The sequence below is a fragment of the Anaeromassilibacillus sp. Marseille-P3371 genome (genome assembly GCF_900169665.1).
Lineage (GTDB): Bacteria > Bacillota > Clostridia > Oscillospirales > Acutalibacteraceae > Anaeromassilibacillus.
The window spans coordinates 338,838-361,087 of record NZ_LT835157.1 but is presented as its reverse complement, the minus strand read 5'-3'; the positions used below and the strand labels follow the sequence as shown (position 1 = coordinate 361,087).

The 22,250-nt window shown below is 47.8% G+C and carries 20 protein-coding genes; 8 read left to right on the top strand and 12 right to left on the bottom strand.

From position 1 onward, the window contains the following. Positions 1–350: 350 nt before the first annotated feature. The 11 genes from B9Y59_RS00900 to B9Y59_RS00845 all read right to left on the bottom strand — a co-directional run bounded on the left by B9Y59_RS00900 (position 351) and on the right by B9Y59_RS00845 (position 11,816). Positions 351–956, bottom strand: coding sequence for a hypothetical protein (locus tag B9Y59_RS00900; protein ID WP_085531226.1), 606 nt, complete (start codon positions 954–956; stop codon positions 351–353). A 36-nt stretch (positions 957–992) separates the two neighbouring features. Continuing rightward, positions 993–2,255, bottom strand: coding sequence for a serpin family protein (locus tag B9Y59_RS00895; protein WP_158088905.1), 1,263 nt, complete (start codon positions 2,253–2,255; stop codon positions 993–995). Positions 2,256–2,270: 15 nt separating this feature from the next. Then, positions 2,271–3,278: a DUF4349 domain-containing protein gene (locus tag B9Y59_RS00890; protein ID WP_085531222.1), complete on the bottom strand. Its 1,008-nt coding sequence runs from the start codon at positions 3,276–3,278 to the stop codon at positions 2,271–2,273. A gap of 92 nt (positions 3,279–3,370) precedes the next feature. After that, entirely contained in the window at positions 3,371–3,565 is a 195-nt protein-coding gene (locus tag B9Y59_RS00885; RefSeq protein WP_054324876.1) for a hypothetical protein, read from the bottom strand. A 232-nt stretch (positions 3,566–3,797) separates the two neighbouring features. Next, positions 3,798–5,471, bottom strand: coding sequence for a hypothetical protein (locus B9Y59_RS00880; RefSeq protein WP_242967168.1), 1,674 nt, complete (start codon positions 5,469–5,471; stop codon positions 3,798–3,800). 86 nt (positions 5,472–5,557) lie between these two features. Further along, on the bottom strand, positions 5,558–7,285 hold the full coding sequence (locus B9Y59_RS00875) for a recombinase family protein (protein ID WP_085531220.1): 1,728 nt from the start codon (positions 7,283–7,285) through the stop codon (positions 5,558–5,560). Beyond that, positions 7,285–7,587: a hypothetical protein gene (locus tag B9Y59_RS00870; RefSeq protein ID WP_085531218.1), complete on the bottom strand. Its 303-nt coding sequence runs from the start codon at positions 7,585–7,587 to the stop codon at positions 7,285–7,287. The genes B9Y59_RS00875 and B9Y59_RS00870 overlap by 1 nt, the downstream gene beginning before the upstream one ends. 18 nt (positions 7,588–7,605) lie before the next feature. Then, positions 7,606–8,895 (bottom strand): plasmid recombination protein, encoded by a 1,290-nt coding sequence (locus B9Y59_RS00865; protein ID WP_085531215.1) that lies wholly within the window; start codon positions 8,893–8,895, stop codon positions 7,606–7,608. A 335-nt stretch (positions 8,896–9,230) separates the two neighbouring features. Next, positions 9,231–9,446, bottom strand: a complete 216-nt coding sequence (locus tag B9Y59_RS00855; protein ID WP_015566117.1) for a type 2 periplasmic-binding domain-containing protein — start codon at positions 9,444–9,446, stop codon at positions 9,231–9,233. A gap of 401 nt (positions 9,447–9,847) precedes the next feature. Further along, entirely contained in the window at positions 9,848–11,221 is a 1,374-nt protein-coding gene (locus tag B9Y59_RS00850; RefSeq protein WP_085531211.1) for a DNA primase family protein, read from the bottom strand. Further along, on the bottom strand, positions 11,196–11,816 hold the full coding sequence (locus tag B9Y59_RS00845) for a CHC2 zinc finger domain-containing protein (RefSeq protein WP_085531209.1): 621 nt from the start codon (positions 11,814–11,816) through the stop codon (positions 11,196–11,198). Before B9Y59_RS00845 ends, B9Y59_RS00850 begins: the two co-directional genes overlap by 26 nt. A 222-nt stretch (positions 11,817–12,038) precedes the next feature. Here B9Y59_RS00845 and B9Y59_RS00840 point away from each other — a divergent pair, with 222 nt between their 5' ends. The 7 genes from B9Y59_RS00840 to B9Y59_RS00810 all read left to right on the top strand — a co-directional run bounded on the left by B9Y59_RS00840 (position 12,039) and on the right by B9Y59_RS00810 (position 19,990). After that, on the top strand, positions 12,039–13,142 hold the full coding sequence (locus B9Y59_RS00840; protein ID WP_085531207.1) for a DUF6076 domain-containing protein: 1,104 nt from the start codon (positions 12,039–12,041) through the stop codon (positions 13,140–13,142). Positions 13,143–13,167: 25 nt separating this feature from the next. Then, positions 13,168–14,112 (top strand): DUF3658 domain-containing protein, encoded by a 945-nt coding sequence (locus B9Y59_RS00835; protein ID WP_085531204.1) that lies wholly within the window; start codon positions 13,168–13,170, stop codon positions 14,110–14,112. A 64-nt stretch (positions 14,113–14,176) separates the two neighbouring features. Beyond that, positions 14,177–15,364, top strand: coding sequence for a sigma-70 family RNA polymerase sigma factor (locus B9Y59_RS00830; RefSeq protein ID WP_085531202.1), 1,188 nt, complete (start codon positions 14,177–14,179; stop codon positions 15,362–15,364). A gap of 77 nt (positions 15,365–15,441) precedes the next feature. Then, positions 15,442–16,209 (top strand): ABC transporter ATP-binding protein, encoded by a 768-nt coding sequence (locus B9Y59_RS00825; RefSeq protein WP_085531200.1) that lies wholly within the window; start codon positions 15,442–15,444, stop codon positions 16,207–16,209. Continuing rightward, positions 16,199–18,271: an FtsX-like permease family protein gene (locus tag B9Y59_RS00820; protein ID WP_085531198.1), complete on the top strand. Its 2,073-nt coding sequence runs from the start codon at positions 16,199–16,201 to the stop codon at positions 18,269–18,271. Before B9Y59_RS00825 ends, B9Y59_RS00820 begins: the two co-directional genes overlap by 11 nt. A gap of 19 nt (positions 18,272–18,290) precedes the next feature. Further along, positions 18,291–18,968: a response regulator transcription factor gene (locus tag B9Y59_RS00815; RefSeq protein WP_085531196.1), complete on the top strand. Its 678-nt coding sequence runs from the start codon at positions 18,291–18,293 to the stop codon at positions 18,966–18,968. Beyond that, complete coding sequence (locus B9Y59_RS00810) at positions 18,965–19,990, top strand: sensor histidine kinase (protein WP_085531194.1); 1,026 nt, start codon at positions 18,965–18,967, stop codon at positions 19,988–19,990. The genes B9Y59_RS00815 and B9Y59_RS00810 overlap by 4 nt, the downstream gene beginning before the upstream one ends. A 49-nt stretch (positions 19,991–20,039) precedes the next feature. Here the strand turns inward: B9Y59_RS00810 and B9Y59_RS00805 are convergent, their stop codons facing one another. After that, complete coding sequence (locus B9Y59_RS00805) at positions 20,040–20,288, bottom strand: DUF6061 family protein (protein WP_085531192.1); 249 nt, start codon at positions 20,286–20,288, stop codon at positions 20,040–20,042. Between the two features lie 457 nt (positions 20,289–20,745). Between B9Y59_RS00805 and B9Y59_RS00800 the strand changes: the two genes are divergently transcribed. Next, positions 20,746–22,212 carry a helix-turn-helix domain-containing protein gene (locus B9Y59_RS00800; RefSeq protein ID WP_054324875.1) on the top strand — a complete coding sequence of 489 codons (1,467 nt, stop codon included), beginning with the start codon at positions 20,746–20,748 and terminating at the stop codon, positions 22,210–22,212. Positions 22,213–22,250 lie beyond the last annotated feature (38 nt).

The window sequence follows — 22,250 nt, the reverse complement described above, 5'->3', positions numbered from 1 at the left end:
ACTCGATCAAATAGTGACAATCTCTCTAAAAAATTTCAATAAATAAGAACTTAAGTAAAATATACCGAAAAATGGAAATGTCTGTCAATGGAATAAATTGTGATTGTCTAAATTATATTGCTATTTTAATTGATTAAATGGTATTTTCCGCTATTTTTCATTTGTCCTATCGGAATCCTTTTAAAGATTTTTTATCTTTTCATTTGTCAATCCCTCGGGGATTGTATATTCGTTTCTGTTGGGTAAACCGTTTTCCTTTTCGAACCGCTGTGATATATAGTCCAGGTTCCTACGTAAAAGGCCATCCGGCAGATACGTGCCGGATGGCCTTTTTGTTTCTATAGGATTGCTCAGGAAATGAATACCCGGATCTGTTTGTCGTCTATCTTCCACACCGTTCCGTCCCGTTGCACAATTCCATCATTTACCCCGATTGCGCCCAACGGACTGCGGTATTTTTCTGCGGAAAAGCGCCTGGTATCCGCCTCTTCTGCTTGCATGGACATTGTGAGCAAAATCCCTGTACGGATTCCCTGTTCACCCAGCAAGCCTTCGTCCTTTAACTCCTGCGCAGTGGACTCTCGGACAGAAAACCCACTCTGTTCCCCAATGTATTCGAAAAGCTGTTTCTTCACAACATCGGAAATCTCTAGTTCTGTGGTATCCAGGGCAATCCACTCGATCCCTTCGTTCAGGGCATCATCCAATGGATAGAGCCAGTCGAAGATGGCCTTTACAACGGCCAGATCCTCCTGTTCCTGCTCAGAAAGCACTACTTCCCCCAACACAGCATCGGATTCTGACCCTTCCTTTAAGGCGGATGCGTTCGTGCTACTTTCGGATACATTTTGCCGGGATTCCTTCAGATGTACACCTCCTGCTTGTAGCCCACCGCATGCGGTCATCCATACCGTGCAGAGCGCCACACAAAGAACGGCGGCCATTTTTCTCCCCATCTTTTCCGCCTCCCCGCAGGTCTGTTTGAACCCTTTTTAGCCCTCTGCTGTTGGATTCTGTACAACCCCCAGGAACAGGGGCAGATTTGTCTCCGTGTCCACAATCGCACAGACAAACGGCTGGTCGAACCACAGCTCCACCGGCTCCCCAACCGGCATGGACATCCGCGCAATCATCTCTACCGCAGTGGCCGCTCCCGCCTTTGCACCCGCCTCATCGACTTCAATAAACGCCTTGTGCAGAACTTCGTTGACCGAAATATTGCGGTTTGTATACGAGCCCAACTCGGTGAAATCTGCTTTTTGCACATCAAATGCATTGGTCAGTCCCATCTGTTGCAGAGGCTGTGCCAGCTTCTTTTCATACTCAAATTTGAATTTTGGCAGGTGGCTGTTTGCTTCCTCCACACCAGCCGACTCCATCAGAGACAACCATTTGTCCCCTGTCAAAGACTTGACATACTGTTCCGCACTCAAACCGGCCGGAGGCAAAACTGCTGTCAAGGCCATCCGCCCATCCTTAAAGTACTTCATCATTCCCTGGGCGCCGCCGTCCTTCAAGTAGGTCTCTTTTGAGGTCATGAAGGTCGCATTCTGGTCCCCAGACGCTGCATGGAAGGTCCCCGGAGCAACCTGGCTTTCATTATACGGAACCATCCAATTTGCTTCGAACAGGACCGTATTGATTAAGTACATGATCGCATCCTGGTCCATCTCGTCCAGAATGGCCGGGATTTTTCCTTCTGTGTTATCACTCACCCATCCGTTGATCTGTTCCATGGTTGCAGGATCTTTAAAATTCTGCTGGAAAATACCTGCTCCATAATATTGAGCGTTCTTGTCCAGGAAGGATTGATTCACCGTCAGGTCCTTTGCCGTATCAAACCAGATGGAATCCGCGATGCGCAGCTTCCGGTCATCGTTGGAACGCAGTGCATAAATCAATTCCGAATTATAGCGGTTGATCTCCTCCAGGCTGACTTTCCCCCCGCCGAGCACCGACTCAAACTGGTTTAAGGTCTCATGGCTGGCGCCATTTGCCGTCATCCCCAACGCCAAATAGACGGAAAGCGGTGAAATCACGCTATTCTTTTGAGAATCCATACTGTTTTGGAACAGCTTGATGGAAAAATCAGCCGCCGCAGATGTATAGTTTTTCTGTTCTTGGTCCGTGTTCACTAAGACCGGTTCCTCCAAAGTTGCAACCGGTTCCGTACTTGCGAGAACCCCCAAGCCGGGCATGCTCATCAGCAGGGCGCAAATCAGCGCAGCAGCAGTAACTTTTTTGAATGATTTCATATTTGTCTCCTCCATTTATTCTTGATGATTGTGGAAATCTTCATTTGGCTTTGTAAAAGGTTCCTCAGGTCTTGGCTCCCTCTTCTTTTTGTGCGAACGTGTGATTCTCCGCACAATCAGGAACACCACCAGGCACAGGATCGCCAGTAGGAACAATACCGGCAGACTCCCCACTAGGAAAATTAGGGCAGCTTCTCCCAACGCACCCAGGCCTGTCATCGTGGAGTGGAACTGCGCTGACATGCGCTCTCCCAAAGTAACGGGGGCTTGCGAAACCTCTGTCTCCTTCGTGACTTCCTGTAAATCGATGGTAACGGTTGTGTATTCGATCAGAGAATCGTAGTTGCGCAGAGTTCCCGTCAGTTTTTCGATCTCATAGGTCACATCGGAAAGCGCCTGCTCCAACTGTATAATGTCCTCCAAGGAGCCGGATTCTTCCAACAGCGCCAGCAACCGCTCCTCCTGTGTACGCAAACTTTTCAGCCGCGCTTCGATGTCGTAATACGTGTCCGTCACGTTCTGAACATTGGTATCCACCCGAAGAACATTGCCGAGTTCAGAAGTGCGCCCTTGAAACTGTGACACCTTTTCCTGGGGAATCCGAAGGACATAATGTGCACAGCGCAAGTGTTGACCGGAAATGCCTTCGACGCTGGATTCCTGCACATATCCCCCCAATTCCTCATAAAGGTTCTGTACCTTTTCCACGGAGTCCTCGAACTGCAAGGTTTCGATCTTATAATACAGATTCTCTATCAGCTTTTCCCCATCTGTGGGGCGGGTTCCGGAATCTACGCCGCCTGCGTTTCCTCCCAGGCCGGTTGTGCTCTCTTCCATGAGTTCCTCTGGTTTTGCGCCATTCACCGTATCCATTGCCCCGGATTCGCCAGAAGCAGAATCGACAGACATCGATGCCGTCCCTTCCGAGCGATCGCTCTGTGCATGGCAGGCAGCCAACAGGCCGCTGCAAAGCAAAATGAGGCTGAGAATACATGCAACGCTTCTTCGCCGGATCGATTTCACAAAAATCCCCCCTATCCTTTGATGATTCCGCCTCCCTTTTGTGCTTTCATCCAGAATACAAGCATACTTGCAGAAATTTTTCACTTTGATGGTTACAAATGGATGACAAAACGTACATCTTTTTCTCGATGTCCAATCCCAGGATGGAGGCGGGTGGAGAGGTTTCCAACAACCACATCGAAAAAGCCAGGGCCGGAACAACAAACCGTCGTCCCGGCCCCAGCTTTTACAAACAGTCTTCTTATAAGCAGATTGGTTTTACCGAAAGGCATGGCAACAATCGGCATGCCGCTCACATCCTGTCAACTGTCAGAGTGGAATGCCGACCGTATATACTTCCCCATATTCTGCTGTTTTGGTCTACTCCCATTATAAAAGCTTTTTAGCCCCTTGTCTTTCAATTATTTTAGCGAAAATTTGCAATGTTTTAATTGAAAAACCGGCAGCCCTTAAAAAGGCCGCCGGTTTCTAAGAAATATATACGATTGTCTTTCAGATACAAGCGAACAGCCCACGTGGTCAGGCATCTTCTGTACGGTCAGGCGCAGTCGATTCAGGCAAATCTTCCTTTGAAGCTCCCCCCGTGGATGAAGTACCTTCCTGCGTAAATTCTAAGTTGTCAAACGTGGTAGCAGAACAAACCCCCGTTTCGCTTGGCAGATAGTCCATACGCACGCGATCGCCCGGCTGCGTTAAAGAAAGCTCTGCGCTGGCATCATAGGGAATAGTAAAAATACGGTTCTGCTGTTCCTCCAGAATCACACGATATGTGATGGTGTCCCCGATGGACTCACTTGCAATTCGCAATACCGTCCCCGTCACGGTTTCATCGCCGATACTGGTTTCCACTTTGCCGCTGTTATTTTCCCGTAGGGTCTGACGATAATTTCGCAATGCCGCGCTGATGGTTTCGCCGGTACCGACGTCTGTATAGGTAGCAACCGAGACAAACGCATATTGTTTAATCAAGCCCGCGTTGTCCTTCAACGTCATAAAATAGGTCGGTTCTCCATCGAGGTTGATAATCATGGGGAACGACGCGATATATCCGTATTGCTGAACCTTTCCCTGGGCGCTGCTCATGGCCGCTGTCTCTGTAGCGCCACTCATCTGGTACATTTTTGATTCCTTTGTTACCATATCCACCATCATGAAGCCAATGGCCGATTCATCCGAACCGACGCTGGTCAGTCCAGTAAATAAATAACAATTGTTGTCATTATATACGATGATATGCCCCGTGCTGGGACGGAACTTGTCCTGGTTGGAAAAGTTCAGGAAACCATGGACATATTCACCCTGATTTTGAATCTGTTCAACAATAAAGTCCTCTGGTTGTACACGGTCCACCCATTCCGGGATATTGTCCATGGTATAGTGGGCAGTCTCGCCTGTGGTCGCATCTACGGTCAAAATACCGGTGGCCTCCGGCAGTGAGAACAGCCAACGGTTGCTATAGGTGGTGATGACCCAGTAGGGCTTTCCATTGTCATCCAACTCAAATGACTTATCTGTAATTCCGCGGAACAGAGCGCCGCCAAATAACCGTGTATGGCGTTCCAGGTTGTCCAGCAGATAGGCCCCATCCTGGTATTTGATCTTGTAATCCGTCACCAGCTCGACGTCGTTGACATCGGTTGCAGACACCACAATATACCCCGCCGAGCCATCCATATTTTTGAGCCATTTAAAAAACCCCGAATGCTCCAGCGGGACTGCCCAGATCAATTTTCCATTTACCTGCTGGATAACCGGCGTACCGAGCGTAACCTGGCTTCCCAAACCGGGATTCTCGCCCAGCTTCTTATCGGCAAGCTCGCTTGCCAGCGCTTTATCCACAATGGGCAGCTGGTCTTGTGCAATCGGTTGGACGGAATCGGTAAACTCAGCCTTTTCCGGCGTTCCAAACTGGTCGCGATAAGCGCCATAATTGAAAAACACCGTCGAGGCAATACAGGCTACGAGGAAGAGTCCCCAACACACGCCTAAGATCCGGAAACCGGCCTTAGCTCCGCGGGCCTTTCGATCAACGTGCACAGTCGGTATCCCAGCAGCATTCTGTTCCACCGTCACGCCGCCAAAACCCACAAGGAAATTCAAAACCACGTAACAGGAAAGGATGACACACCAATGGAATGCGCCATCAGCGTAGACCGGATTCAGGTTGGGATTCGCGACAAAAATCCAGATCAAGACCGCCAGTGTCAATAAAACATTTAAGACAAGGCTTAATAGTGACAAGTAACTATTTTGTCGCAGAGAACGGTGTGACCCGAAGGTCACGCCGTTTTTCTGCGTTCATAGGTTGTTTGTGTGACAATAGGCTCGGAAATAACGGGAATATCCACATCGTCCACAAAGTTGAAAAAAATCTTCACTTTCTGCTTGCGCTTGCCGCTGGACTTGTCCGGGGCATAGACAACGATCTTCTTGATATACTCGTTCACGATGGTCTGTGTCAGTTCCTCCACATCCACATATTTCTGTGTCAGGGCGATAAAGGCATCCAGACCGTCATTCATTTCTTCCCGCTGTTCCACCCATTCTTCGATAACTTCAATTTCGAGCTTTAACCGTTCCTGTTCGGCTTCATAGTCCGCAGACATCTTTCTGTATCTGTCCTGATTGAGATTTCCAAGAACATAGTCCTCGTACAGCCGGGAGATGATGACATCCAGATCGGCAAGGCGTTTCTTTGCCTGTTCCAGCTTCTTTTTGTCATCCCGGATGCTGCGCTCCTGGTCAGTCCTGCGGCATTGCAGCCATTCCTCCTGAAAACCGTCCACATCGCTTCGGATATACTCATTGACTGCCCGGATGCGTTCCAGAACGATTTCACGAAGCACATCTTCCCGGATATAGTGGGCAGTACAAGTACCACGGTTGCTCTTGTAGTTGTTGCAGACGTAGTGATCCTGCTTGCCCTCAAAGCTTTTGCTTGTGGCAAAGTGGAGCTTGCCGCCGCAATCGGCACAAAACAGAAGCCCTGAGAACAATCCCTGCCGTTCCGCTTTTGCGGGGCGGCGTTTGTTTTTCCTCAGTTCCTGCACCCTGTCAAACTGTGCCTGAGATACAATCGCTTCCTGTGTGTCCGGCAGATAAAACATATTCTCCGGCTCATTGGGAATCCGCTTTTTCAGCTTGTAGGACTTGGAATAAGTCTTGAAGTTGCAGGTACAGCCTGTGTACTCCTGCCGTTCCAAAATCCCTACAATGGACTGGTTGCTCCAGTGGTACGGTCTTTCCGGCATCGGCTTTTTCTTTCGCTTGGCATACAGAGCTTTTGCGGTCAGAATCTGCTTTTCTTCCAGAATCCTTGCAATCTGCTCCGGGCCTTTGCCGTCAATGCAAAGGTCGAAGATGAGCTTGACTACCGGAGCCGCTTCTTCATCCAGAATCCAGTGATCCTTGTCCTCCGGGTCACAGCGGTATCCGTAGGGCGGTTTGCCCATGTGCTTCCCACTGGTTCCTCTCTGCCGCAAACTGACACGGACTTTCTTGCTGGTATCACGGGGATACCACTCGTTGAACAGATTACGGATTGCGGCGAAGCCCTCGCTGTCTCCCCGGTTGCTGTCCACACCGTCATTTACGGCGATAAAGCGGACATCGTAGCTCGGAAAGATAATATCCGTATATTGTCCAACAGTCAGATAGTCACGACCAAATCGGCTGAGGTCTTTGACCAGCCAGCAGCCTACAAGCCCCTGCTTGACAAGCTCAAAGCCCTCCTGCACACCGGGACGATTGAAGTTCGTCCCCGTATAACCGTCATCCACCAGAATTTTCAGGTTTGTATACCCGTGGTCACGGGCATATCGGGTTAAATACTCTCGCTGATTTGCGATACTGTTACTCTCTCCATCTTGGGCATCCTCATTGCTCAAACGACAGTAGAGAATGGTAATTTTCTGCTGATCCAACATAATATCCTCCTTCGGTTGTTGGTCAGCCGACAGTACCGTTGTGCATACTGGAATTATATCATGCTTTTGTGTCGCAGTCATTAACAAATCACCCCCTTGTCAGAAAAAATGAGCCGTTTTACCTTGTCGGCAAGCGGCTCATTCCCGTCACATTCTGTTTCAATCACATACCATGTGTTCCCGATCTTACGCTCAATGGTTTTGCGGAAAGAAGACTGCGCTGTTTCCCAATGCTTGCGGCATTCTTCCAAAAAATCAATGGGCGGCTCAAAAATCGGGTCGAAGCAGGAGTAAATATCAATATAGCCGATGGCATCATTGATTTCTTCCATCGGGGCATCTTCCATAATCATCTTGTTAATTTCCTCTACGGTTTTATTCATAGGCAAATAGTTCCTTTCTTAAATTTCCATATCCTGCCTACGCTTACGGGCAGGGTGCTTATGTTCCTGTGTTTCCTTTCCTCTGGCGAGAATGGCATGAACAAAAGCCCAAACCCTTTCAGACGCAATCTCTATCGCATCCAAGAAAGGCTGGGCTTTCTGTTTCAGTTCCATATATTTTTCGTTTACTGCTTCATACCGCTGTTTCCAGATGGAAATTGTTTTTTCAGCAGAAGCCAGTTTCTCTTTCAAACGCTTATTGTCAGCATTGGCAATAATGCCGTTGACCGCATAGCGTTTGAGTGTATCGCACTGATCCGGCGTGAGCGAGACATTTCCGGTGAGGGCATTTTTCTTGCCCATTTCCTCAATATCCTGCACCGTCAGCGCAATGGTCTTTGCTGCCTTGGTTTCCTTTTGCAGAGCTTCCAGTTTCTTTTTCTGCTTCTCCGTAGCAGCCTTGGCATCCGCCAAACTCTGCTCGGCCTGTTCCACCTGTCCGGTCACAGTTTCCAGGCGGTGCTGTTCGGCCTGTAACTTGAACTGTGTCACCGTCAGATGTTCCTCGGTACTGCCACGCTCTCCACGCTCCACATCGGTATATCCGGCGGCTCGCATGAAATTAAAAAAGTCATCCTGCAGCACACTGTAGGACGACTTCAAAATCTTTTTCCCTTTTGCGTTCAACATCGGATTGCCATCTTCATTGAGAACGGGTTTGGATTCCCATTTCTTACTGCGGCTGACCTGTGTGATCGTTTCTTTTACCGTTCCCCGGAGGAATTCATCCTTGCACCGCTTCGACCACAGGATTTGCTTTTCCACCACCGGGATATAAACCACATGAAGGTGGTAGTGGTACACATCTTCGCCCAGAGCTTCGGACATTGCCCGGTTGCGCTCGTCGGCGTGCATCACAGCGGATAGGATATACTGCTCACCGCCTACGATCTCCACGGCGGCTTTATAGGCATCGGCATAAAACTGTTTTGCAAATTCATAGCCGCCGTGATTGTAGAAGTAAGCAGAGTTCACATCAAAAATCAACTCACCGTATTTGACGGCATCCGGTTTCAGACCTCTTGTGGAGATTACACCGTCCTGTTCCATCTGCTCAAACATTTTTACATAATCGTCCGCGGGGGCTTTGAAATGAATGTTCAGAGAAGTGCGTTCCGGTACGATGTCCTGATTGCTGTAGCTGTCCTTTTCACGCTCATTGTGTTCCTGTACCTTTGCCACATCAGCCGGTGTTTCCAAGTCCTGATTCCGAGCTACGGTGCGGTGGATTCCATCATTTCTTGCCATTGGATTTTTCCTTTCTTTAAAATTTGCAGACAGCGGAGGGCTGGAGAACGGCACTTTTTCAAAGTGTAATAACCCACTATGACACTTTCATCCATACTGGCTGCAAAGTGCCGTGGGCTCTCCCGAGAGGGGATGCGGTCACTGCGGCGACCTCTGCTGACCAAAGCGAAAATGTCTGCGCCTTTTCCCATGGTCAGCCCGTCTGCATGGAGCCGTTCTGCCGAACTACTTCTTGCATCCGGTGGCAGCAAAAACCGTATCTTTCACTGCCATCCATAGGCAGCACTGCGGTGCGCCTATGGAGACGGGAGATGCGAGGGGCTGTTGCCGAGGCATCACTTCTCCCGTCTTTTCTGCCATACGATGTCGTAGCCAAGCACAGCGGCAAGCTCCAATACTTCCTTATATCGGATGCTTTCCCGCTGTAATTTTGCGGACAAATTGGAAACGCTGTCGCTCCATCCGTATTCGTCCGAGAGCAAGTCAACTACTTCCTGCATGGTCATTCCGGCACGGATGATCTGTGCCTTTATTTCATTGCGTACATTCATATTGAAAATTCCTCCATAATTTTGATTTGTAGTTTGGTACGATAGCTACTCTCCGAAGCGGAGCGGATGCACCGAACAGTGAAAAATCCGGCAACTCCAAAATCGTTTTATTTTTGCGGGTGCGATACTCTGTCCATATAGGCATATATCCCATTTTATTGTTCCGTGAGGTTTAGTCTGGAACAGTGAAAACACCCATTGTTCCGTGAACAGAGTACACGGTTTAGAGAAGCACGATTTGGCGAAATGGTTTCGTCCTGCGGTCAAAAACTTCGCTGTTTTCATTACCATTGATTTTCGATGTCCGAAAACAGGTCGGCTCTGAAAACCGCTGTTTCCTATAACAAGAGAGAACGGGGGGTAAATGCTGCGTACATACGTACAGAGCACGACTGGAAAAATCATTCCCGCCAGCCCTCCGGTACGTACGTACACGGCGAAACATCGTAAAATCCATTTATATGAGGTCTTGCCACAGCTTCCACGCCCATAAAGCCCCACACCCGCCGTCCGGCAGAGTTGGTGATGTTGTTGCAATGCTCCAGATTGAATCTCCCGGCATTGGCAATCATGGCGTCGCTGAAGCTGCGGGCTTTCAGCGGAGCAAGGGAATTTTCCTCGCACCACATCCGGTAGATTTCATAGAAATCCTTGGAGCTAATGGACGCATCCGCTTTACGCCGGATGTATCCCTCCGATTCCATGAAATCAAAGATATTGTTGTTGTCACGCTTGACCGCTTCCCTGTTTTCCCGGATACGGTCACTCTCCGTAAACTGAAAGTTGTTGGCAACAAGCCGCTGTAAACCCTCCAATGCCCACAGGAAGATGCCCTCGGCTTCGGTTTTCATCTTCTCTGCAAGGTCAGGATCGTCAGCTCTGTCAGTAGGCTTTTCTTTGGTAGTCAGCACAAGCTGTCTGCGGTAAAATCCGTCACTGCGGTCATACAAGGCTTGCAGATCACCGTTGCTGAACGCAAGCAACCGGGCAAACATCCAGCCCTGATAACTCTGCTTGCCTTTGCGTTCCAAATCCATCTTGCCTTGTGCGGTCACGATGGATTTTACATAGTTGGTCTGGCGCAGGGCTTCCATCCGCATATCATCATCCACGCACAGCAGAATGTGTTCCAGATCGGCACGGGCGAAGCGGTTTTCGGAAATCTTGCCGATGCTGCCGTCTTTCATATTCGTGCCAAAGATAGCAGAAAGCACAGCTCCGATTTGGGATTTGCCCTCGCCGCCGTTGCCTTTAATCACCATCATGCGCTGCCCCTTGTTGGAGGGAATCAGGCAATAGCCGATAAACTCCTGCAAAGTTGGAATGTCCTCGACGTAAAGCAACCCATCCAGAAAGTTCAGCCAGATCACCGGCGCAGTAGCATCGGGATTGTAAGCAACCGGCAAACGGCTCCGCACGATAGCCGGTCTGCCCTCGGTAAATGTGCCGTTCAATAGCAGCGTACCGTTGGACAAATGAATCCGATCCTGCTCCGGTGGAAAGTCCGGCACTTGCGCTTCCAGTTTCAGCACTTCCAGAATGTTGGTGATCTTCCGGGGGATATTGTTTACGGCACAGAATTTCAGCTTGTCGTAAATCTCCCCACGCAGAGGAAGATCGTCCGTCACTCGACCATCGGGCGTGAAAAAAGCTCCGTTTGCGAAGATGATCCTGCGCTCTTGCAGAAATTCTTCACAAAACAGAGCTTCGTTGATGTTCTGCCCGTCAAACCACATGGGCAAGTTCATATCAGGCGTTTTCCGGTTCTTCGCCATGGTGCGCCACCTCCTTTTTCTTTCGTGTGATGTACTCTTGCAGAAAAGCAATTTTGCCGTCCTGCATCAGCTTGTCCACCAATGCCACCCGTTCTTCCAGATCACCCACCGTCAGCACATCTGCCATATATTCGATATAGCAGTGCATCTGGCAGGCTTCCACAAAACGGTCATCCAGAGCATCTTCCGGTGTCTTGGGTGCGTATCGTACTTTCCAATCTTCCAGCAGATGCAGATAATTCGTCAGCACCCGGAAACACAGCATTTCATCCTCCCGTAACTGACGGATATAGGGACGCTTCGGCTTGACCATAGCTGCGGCAGTGGGCGGTTTTGGGTCAAGTCCAAAGTCCGCAGCCAGCTTTTGCGCTGCTTCATAACTGCTCAAATCGAACAGCCTTGCCACAAGGTCGATTACGTCCCCCTTGGCTCCGCAGCCGAAGCAGAAAAAATAGTCCTCATTCAGCTTCAAGCTCGGATACCTGTCGTTGTGGAACGGGCAGCAAGCCATGCCGTTGTGGCTCACTTTCAGCCCGTAGTGTTCGGCGGCTTGCTTGACGCTGATTGCCGCCTTGATGGTTTCATAGATTGTCATAGAAAACCCTCCGTTCATAATATTCTGGAAAGCACGAAGCACCCGCCGTGATTGGCAGGTGCTTCGCTCCTTCTATTATGGTTATGACGGATTTTTCAAAAAACAGGCTAATGACAGGACAATCCTGTTTCAAAAAACAGGACAACTTATCTGAGGGCGTAGATTTCTTTACATTTACATGATATAATTAGAAAAATGAAAAAACAGGACAGGAGGGCAAGCATGAATCAAGAATTGATGACATTGGATTTCTGGCAGGATACGGTCATATATGAGAGCAAAACATTTCCTGTCGGTACGCTTGCCTGTGATGCACTGAATGTTCCTGTGAATACCATTGCAAAAATAAACGAGCAATGCGAGAAAATCAATCTGCTGCTTGGAATATTAAACGCCGGACAGGATGCTTCTGCACTCTGTCCTATTGCAAAGGAAGCTGCTCTGACGATGCTTGATATTCTCAGTCAAACACCGCCGTTCTCCTATATGAATATCTCAAAGCACAGAGAACGGATTGAAAAAGTCTTTACTGTGGACAATGCGCTGAAATATGTGGAGTTTGCCATAAAAGCCGCAACCAATTCTTTGCAATTTGAAGAAATCCAGAACTTTACCGATGCGATGATGCTCCAACGCTATACCGCAGTTTTCGGGCATCTGGCATACTCCCTTGGGGAATACCAAACGGCCATGCTTGATTTTGCAGAAAAAACAGACGGCAACGAAGCAGACCGCACCGCAGAGGGTTTTGCAAAAATGTTCGGCAGCTATTTCCCGCCGGAGTTTTCCATCACGGAAGGCAATGCCTGGATGTCTACCCTGAACAATTCCGTTCAGTATGTATCCGTCATCCGTCCCGGCGAAAAAGTTGCGAAGCTGGTCAAGCGGATGCACTATGTATCCTTTGTAGGGATGTTCCGGTCTGATCTTTTTGAGGGCTTATGTGTTGGTCATGCACCGAAGAAATGCCGGATCTGCGGCAAGTGGTTTCTGACCACCAACGCAAGGCACACCAAATACTGCGGTGGCTATGCACCGGGGGACAAGCTGCACCGCACCTGTCGGCAGATCGGCAATCTGAAAGGGCGAGAACAGAGGGAACTTGCGGACGATCATCCGCTGAAACAGATTTATGAGAAGCGGCTGAATACCATAAACCGCTATATAAAGCGTGGTACTCTGGATGAAGATCTTGCGGAGGTCATGAAAAAGCTGGCAAAAGATAAGATGCTCCAGGCATTGAGCAATGTCGCTTATGCCAAGGGCGATTATGAAAAAGAAATGGGACAGGCGGCTTTGAAGAAAGAAGCACTAAAAAGAATTTGAATTTAGCTAAGAGGTGAGCAACGTTATGTTAGAAGTAGTATTTAGCGACAGTGCCGCAGGGACTATGGCGGTTGCGATTGGACATAAGGGTTTTTTAGGCGGAGCAACCAGTGTAATTATCTCTGATGGGACAGTTTCAAAAGAAGAAATAGAAAAGTTCCAGCATCAAGCAGAAGAACGGGAGCGTTCTGGTTGGGAGAATGCTATACCGTTGGAGGGAAATCGTAAGGACATAGTTAATCTTCCGTTGGCATTGTCTGTGGGCAACATCTCCGAAGCAGGAATTTGTTTGGAGCGTGAGTCGGCATTATCTTTGCTACTAAGCATACTGCCCGATATGGCATCTGAAATCGTAACTGAACTTCTCAATACATCCCGAAAGAACTATGCTACGCTACTGGAAAAAGCACAAAACGGAGAGCCGATTCGTGTTTGGGTCGGACGAGAACCAGATGATGTGTGCGGATTGTATTGGCTTCTGGAACAACTACGACCAATCGGCTTTGAAAAATTGGATGTTACCATTGTGGAGCTTCCAATGTGGGAAACAAGACCAGATGGATGCATTGTCCAGTATAACGGTTGGGGAGAAGTTGAACCTTATCACTTGGGACGGATGGCATCTCTTGGAAAGAAGTTGCCAACAAATTACCTTCGTAGTTTGGCTAACCGCTGGAGAGAACTCCAACAGGAAAATTCTCCTCTTCGTGCTGTTATAAACGGCAAACTGGTCAGCGTATCAGAAACTCTGTATGATACATTTATTCTTCGAGAATTGGATACACTGGACGACGAGTTTAAGGAAAGCGTGCTTGTTGGACAGGTTCTTGGAAAGAATCCATTAGGGATCGGTGATGGGTGGATTGCTTTGCGTGTGGAACAATTTATCAAAGAGGGACTTCTGGTCCCAATCACAACTCCTGCACCAAATGCACCTATTTATCACCGTATGTTAAAGAAAATAAAGTAATAAATAACCCATTAGTTGACCACGGGATATTTATGAGTATTACTAAACTGGAAGGAGGTGCGCTATGCTGAATGATTTTACATGGAATATGACCGGATACATACCGAAACACGCTGTCAATCCATACGGTGATGGCATCATTCCCTATGTGGCAGAGCGCATCTTCCAACTGGAGCCGGAACCGCCAGCGGTTAGCAATCCAAATGAACATATTCTGTCTGCCTTGCAGGAAAAGAATTTGCTTTATTTTTCGTTCTTCCTGCACCACTACGAACCGCAGCTCAACAAGCGCATCAAATTCTTTCTCGGCGTGGATGGCGGCGATTTGTATGACACAGACCGTTTTATAGATATAAAGCTCTCCTGTCGGGAGCAAATGCTCCAAAAGCTGATGGACTATGATCCTGCCAAGGGTGCAGAGTATGCTACCTACATTTTCCCGTTTATCCGGGATGCTATGCTCCGTTTCCGCATGGGCGAAGAAAAATGGTCGGTGTCCTCTTTGACCAATTACAAAATGGTGCGGTCAATGGCATGGCTGTACCATAACACCAAGGATGCGGTCAGCGAGTTTTCCAAGAAGTACAACTGCGAGCTTGCCCTTGCGGAAGAATATCTGAAAGTTGTCCGTGGCATCCGCAATCAGCAACTGTTCTATGTAACAGACGAGGATGGCGAGGAAACAGGCGAAGATGTTGCCCTTGACGATAGCTGGAACTATACCGACATCCTCTGGAACGGCATACAAGCAGAAAAGGTGCAGCGGGCATTTGAGAAACTGAATTACCGGGAACAGACCTTGCTTGAAAAGCGTCTTGCGATCTGCATGACCTGTGGGCGTGTCGGCTCATGGAAAGACCGCCCCACCTTTGAAGAACTGGCGGTTATGTTTGAGGGCAGCACAGCCAGCGGTGCAGAACGAGCCTATCGGAAAGCAGTAGACAAACTGACGGAACTTCTGGTTGCCGAGGATGCAATCCATGCTGTCCGGTTGAAACAGAAATCCAAAACTAAGCGCAAAAAGAAAATCGCCGCCGCAATCTACGAATACCAGGCAGACTGCGACGGCGAATGGGGCGAAATATCAGTTGATTTTGAGAACGGCACAGCAGAAATCATTCGGCTTGCTGATTGGGATACAATTAAAACGAACTGGTTTGCCAATGAGGCGATCCGGTATATTTTATCATTGTCGCCTGATGCTCTTAAAAAATATATGCTCGTCCCCCTTGAGCCGCCACTTATATCTTGAATCCTTACAACAACTGTAAGTGGTATTTGCTGTGTTCCCATGCTATCATTTTATTACAAATGATAGGAGGTATTCACATGAAACCCATTTTGAATATTGAAAATTTAACAAAAATCTATGGCAATGTGCCAAGTCAAACAAAGGCACTGAATGGGGTCACCTTCCAGGTGATGCCGGGAGAGTTTCTTGGCATTATGGGAAGCAGTGGTTCTGGTAAATCCACACTGCTCAATTGTATTGCGACTGTGATTCAACCCACAGGTGGAAGCATTCAGGTGGAGGGCGTTAATCTGCAAGCACTCAAGGGAAGGACTCTTGCAGATTACCGTGGAAAAAAAGTTGGTTATCTATTTCAGAATTTTGAGCTACTGGATAATCTGACCGGACGTGAAAATATACTGCTTCCAACTTCTCTGCATGGGGTATCCGAAGCAGAAAGCAGCCAGCGGCTGAAGCAGTTGGCTGACTATCTGGAAATCACTGATGTTCTGAATAAGTTTCCGTCCAAGATGTCCGGCGGCCAGCGTCAGCGTGTTGCGGCAGCAAGGGCTCTGATCTTACATCCCCAAATGATCCTTGCCGATGAACCGACGGGTGCGCTGGATTCTAAGAACGCAAGAAGTCTTATGGAGAAGCTGTCCGGCCTGAATCGTGACGAACAAGCTACGATCCTGATGGTAACCCATGATTCCAATGCCGCCAGCTTCTGTAAGCGCATCCTGTTCATCCAGGATGGCGTGATCTTTCATGAGCTTCGGCGTGGAGACGAAAGCCAGCAGGAGTTCTACGGGCGCATCCTGAAGGTGATGGCTCAACTGGGAGGGGGTAGCGCAAATGTTCTCTAATCTGATTTTTCGAAACAGTCGCCGCAGCCGAAAGGAAAACGGTCTGTTTTTCAGCTCCCTGGTGATTTCTATTATTGCCTTTTATATGATTCTTTCCATCTCCACACAGGATGTAATGATTTTTTTGCAGAAAATGGAGAGCGACGCAGTGAACAGGCTCTTGCTTCTGATTCCTGTGTTTTACGGAATGACCCTGGGTATTCTTTTCTTTTTGATTTACTTCGCCTGCAAGTATCAATTTGAGCGCAGACGCCACGAGTTTGGTGTCTATCTGATGTTGGGAATGCGCAGAAGCAAACTGTTCTGGATGCTTCTGGCGGAAGATTTCCTGACCAGTATTCTTGCCATGCTCATAGGCTTACCTGTGGCTGTGGTGCTTTCAGAAATTGTCAGTCTTGTCACCGCCAAGCTGGTAGGCATGGGGATCATCGGTCATCAGTTTTCTTTATCCTGGTCTGCGATTGAATGGACGCTGGCAGGATTTCTGGCAATTAAGCTGACGGCACTTCTGATTTTGAGTGGACGAATCAGCCGCCAGGAGATCGGTACTTTGCTATCCCAGCCAACGAACCGCCCCAAAAAGCAAATGCCATCTGTTATCTATGGACTGGCTGCTATATGCGGAAGTGTGATGTTGGCAGTGGCTTACTACATGGCGATTCAGGGAATTGCATGGACAAAGGTAAGTATGATGGGACTGACTTTGCTGTTGGGCATAGTTGGTACGATGCTGCTTTTCTATGGGATGCGTGCGCTGATTGCTTTGATTGTTAAGAAAGGAAAAGGAAATAAGCAGCTTCATGTATTTACCTTCCGGCAGATTCAGGAGAATGTCATTCATCAGTCAAACTCCATGGCCATCAGCTCCCTGCTGATTCTGGCGGCGCTGTGTTGTTTTGGTGCGGGCGTAGGAATTGCAGGAACGAATAACCTGTCTTCTGGCCATGTAATCGACTATACTTTTGAAGATCATACTGCAGAAGACTCATCGCAGGTTCTTCCGAATATAAAGGCAGTCCTGAAAGAAAACAGTTTGGAAAATCAATTTTCAGAGCTTTTTGAAATGAGGGTTGGGCGTATTCGCACCACAGAAGATTATGATAATGCCTACAGCATGGACGCTGTTATGGACTCTCTTCGGAGCCTGCCCCAGTCGGAAGACCGGGATGTCCTTCTGAACAATCTTGGTTATGCCACATACCCATATTTGATTTGTTTATCGGACTATAATCGTTTGTTGGAATTGTCCGGCAAGCCTGTCATTAAATTAAGTGAGGATGAAGCCGCTGTTTATATAGGTTCCGACTTTACTACTGTAAATCGTACCGCAATGCTGAACGACATACTTACTGAACAGCCTGAAACGGAACTGGTTGGCAGTCCGATTTATCTTACTGGAGAGGTTCAGTCTGTAAATTTGATTACGGATCGTTCTATTACTTTGTCCTTTGCATTGATTCTTCCAGATGAAGCCTTCCTCTATCATACCCAAGGAATGTATGATACGTATGTGAATGCGGTACTCAGTGAGCAGGCTATGGAAGGAAATAGCCTTATGACTGCCTATTCCGATCTGAACGAGAAGCTGGACAAAATAGGTATCGAATATGAAAGCTATCTTCAGAATATGGGCCGCCAGCTTTTCTACACCATAGCATCCAGTTATATTACCCTCTATCTTGCGATTGTTTTCCTGGTAGTTGCCAACACCATCGTGGGTGTTCAGTTCCTGATGAGTCAGCAGAAAACCGGGCGCAGATACCAGACTCTGATCCGCCTGGGAGCTACTTACGAAACCCTTTGCCAGTCTGCTGGAAAGCAAATTACCTGGTTTATGGGACTTCCTGTATTGGTTGCAGCTGTCAGCAGTCTGTTTGGAGTCAGGGCGTTATTTACAGGGATACTCTCGTCCCGAACCCGTGGGACAGTGGCTGAAATGATGTTTGTATCTGCTGCTATGATTTTGCTGCTTTGCGTGATAGAATATATTTATATGAGAGTGGTCAAGCACTCCAGTGATCGGTATTTGCTGACACTGATGCAGCCGCAGAGAGAAGAATAATTTGGAAGGAGGTGCTGTCGTGAAAAGAATTGCTGTTGTGGAAGATGAAGTCTATATGCGGGAAGAACTCTGCAATATGCTCCAAAAGGACGGGTATCTTGTGGAGGCAATCACCGAGTTTGAAGATGCCGCTCGGCTCTTGGCAGCCCTCCGTCCTGACCTCGTGATCTTAGACCTGAATTTACCAGAAATCAGTGGCTTTCAAATCTGCCAGGAGTTAAAGAATAAAACCGCTATCCCCATCCTGGTGCTGACTTCCAGAGATCAGGTAAAGGATGAACTGCAAGCGTTCCAGTTGGGTGCAGATGAATATTTGACGAAGCCGTGCAGAAAAGACCGACTTCTCGCCAGGGTATCCAATATTCTCAAAAGGTATGAAGGTCGTACCAACCTCATAGAGGGATTGGACTTCTTGTTGGACCAGCAGACCTACACACTTTATATTCATAACACCTCTGTGGTGCTTCCAAAAAATCAGGGAAAACTGTTGGTTGCTCTTTTGGCAAGTGGTGATGCACTGGTTACAACGGAGCAGCTTTGCATGGCACTGTGGGGAACTACGGAATACATAGATGAAAATGCCTTGCAGGTTAACCTGACCCGGTTGAAAAAAACGATGTCCGCCCTTGAAATGAAGCAGCGAATCGTTGCAGTTCGAGGAATGGGCTACCGTTTGGAAGCGGAGGTGTCTCTATGAAGCAGCTTTGGCACATGATAGAACGGTACTACCCCTGGCTTCTGTTGCTGCTGGGCGTGGATTGCTTTTGCGCTGTCATTCTTTGGATTTCTGACATTCAGGCATTTCAAACCTTGATCGGGTTAGTAGTTCTGACGAGCATCCTTTTGTTTTCAGCGATTCTGTTTGTACTAAACAAGAGGGAGAACACCCACATGGAACTGTTCCGGGATTTCCTCAGTGATCCTACCATCTGCAATGAAGAACGGCTGCTCAGTGCCATTAGTCAGAAAGAAGGAGAATCTGTCCGATTTTTGGCTTCGGTTTTACGGGAATACAAAAACGAGAGTAACAATATGGCGGATGCCCTACGGGACTATGAAGAATACGTGGAGGGCTGGGCACATGAAGCGAAAACGCCCCTATCGTTGCTGACCATGCTCTTGGATAACCGGAACGATGAAATCTCTCCTTCCCTGCAAGCAAAGCTGGATTATGTCCGCAGTCAGCTTCAGGAGGATGTCACGCAGATGCTGTACTATGCCCGGTTGAAGAGCAGTACAAAGGATTACCGATTTGAGGATGTCAATTTGAATGACTGCTTGGGTGAAGTTCTGGAGGACTATGCCCCACTTCTTGAAGAGAAGCAGTTTGTCATTCTCAACAAACTGCAATCTGAAACAGTCTATACAGACCGTAGAGGACTTCAGTTTATGTTGGGACAGATCGTTAGCAATGCCATCAAATATAGCAGCGATAGTCCCATGCTTACGATTTCCATGATACATTCGGAGACCGCAGATATCCTTTCTGTTGAAGATAACGGCATTGGCGTAAAAAAATATGATCTGCCGTACATTTTTCAAAAGGGCTTTACCGGGGATTCTACTGACAGCAGAAAGAAGGCTACCGGTATGGGACTTTACCTGGTTAAGAAGATGGCCGACGATCTAAATCTTCATCTGGAAGCTACTTCCCAGTGGGGAAAGGGCTTCAAGATTGTCATCTTCTTTCCTAAATTGAGATCCAACGGAGGGAAATAATATAAACAGAAAAACGCCCGCAGGATTTTCTCCTGCGGGCAGCGTGTTGTCAGCTATCCAAAGGCTTGTATTCTGTTACAGTTTTCAGATAGGTTTCGGGATCGCCATTCAATATCAAGTCAGCATATGCTATCGGGTCATTGTAGATCAAATAATCCAACTCTGACCGCTGATACATATTGTCTGCAATCTCGTTCTCAACAGCGATAGTGTCAATCGCAATCATTCTGCCGTCCCTGAATTTCAGTTCCACACAGCAATTATCCATAGTGTAAGCACAAGATATTAAGGTTTTCATGGTATGTCCTCCATAATTCGAAATATAAAGCGAAAATCCCGTCTGACTTCCTGTTAGAAATCAGACGGGATTTGTCCGTATGCACCCCGGAAACCGTCAGCTAACAGTTGATAAGTAAATTAGTTCCTTATCACTGTTAAGCCAACCTTTTTGTTCCTTTTCAAAATCATTCTCCTTTTCATTCGAATTGCAGAGCAATTTTTCCTATCATAGAGCAAAGGCTCTAAAAAAGCAACCCTTTTTCGGCTTCTTCCAAGAATTCCCCTGCCAACCAACACTAAAGTCTCATCCCCGTAAAAACCAAAGTCCGTTTCTTCCCAAATTTTGTAGGAAACTCCCGCTACCAAAGCACTTTTTATTCTGCTATACTAATATAATAAAGCGTTTAACTTTTCCGTATTTTGATTGGACGCCAAAGGGCGCGTGGAGTAGTATTTTGGGAGGATCAAGTGAGAATATGTCGGTTTTTTCACAGAAGATGCAGGCCCTGATCCAGCCGCGGATTGACAAAGGGCAGCTCACGATTTACGGGCTTGCACAAAATAGCAAAATTGATCGGTCAAGCCTTTATAAATTTCTTAATGGGGAACGCCTTCCCGCCAGCTTAGCGGTCTTAAACCGTTTGATGGAGGCGCTTCGACTCAGCCCCACACAATCTTCCGAACTGCGCACCGCCTACGATATTTCGCGCATGGGAGAAGAAAGCTATCAGCGCAGGCGCAATACCGTCGAATTTCTAAACGATTTTAACCAATATGTGGACGTCCATTCGCTCACGCCGGTTCCTATTTTAGAGCCATTGCCGCTGCCAAAGGAGGGCGCGGAGGTCCGTTCCGGTATTCTGGCGGTCAACAGCCTTGTTCAGTCGGTGGTCGTTGCAGAGGCCACCCGGCCAAATGGAAAAATTCGGGTGATTGCTCAGCCGGAATACGATTTCTTGATTCACTCCCTTTCCTCTCTCACATTGGGGCGTCCATGTTCCATTGAGCATGTCATCTGCCTCGAAAGCGACTCCCCGGAGGGGGACAATCAATACAACTTAGACTGTCTACGAGCCGTGGTCGAGTTAATGCTCTCCAATAGGGATTATAAGCCCTATTATTACTATGACAGTATCACCTCTCATTTTAAGAACAGTAATCTGCTTCCGTACTTAGTGGTCACCAGCGAATGCGCTTTACAGATTTCCTACAACCGCAACTATGCGATCTGTTTGCGAGGAGAGAAATATGTTTCATTCTTTGAAAATCTTTTTGACGACGCTTGTAAGCGTTCCAATCTCATGATTTCAACCTTGGGAACGATCACGGAAAATCTTCAGTATTATTACCATGAATTTGTCAATCGACAGTCCTCTCCGCGCTGGTCCTGCTCCTGTAACCCATACTTTATTCTCTATATAGACCGTCCCTTGCTGGAAAAATATCTCTGTGATTCCCCAAACCGTGAGGAGATCGTTCAGGCATTTCTGCACTATCAAAACTATTGGGGTTCCCTTGCGCAGGAAAAGACCCCCTATATTGGATATTTTACCAGGGAAGGGGTGGAATATTTCTGCCGCACCGGTCGCCTCTGGCATACACCTGATTCCATCTATGCGCCTTTGGAACCGCGCGACCGTTGGGAGGTTCTTCGGCGCTTTTGTGAAGACACCAATCCTTCTTGCACCCGTCTGTTGTTGCGAGAACCCTCGGTTTCTTTCTCCTCCCGTTTGGAGATCACCTCTTTCTGGGATGGTTCTATTGCATTTTCTTACGAGCTCTCCCCCAACAAGTACGCGATCCTCTTCCTATACGAGAAATCGCTGTCCGCCTGCTTTGACGATTTGTTTTCTTACCTGATGGAGGGCAACCTCGTCTGTACGCTCTCAGAGACCAAGGCATATCTACGGCAAAAGATGGACGAATTGGAAAAGACCTTCTGATATTCTTGACGAATGGCAGATTTCATCCGTTTTATTTT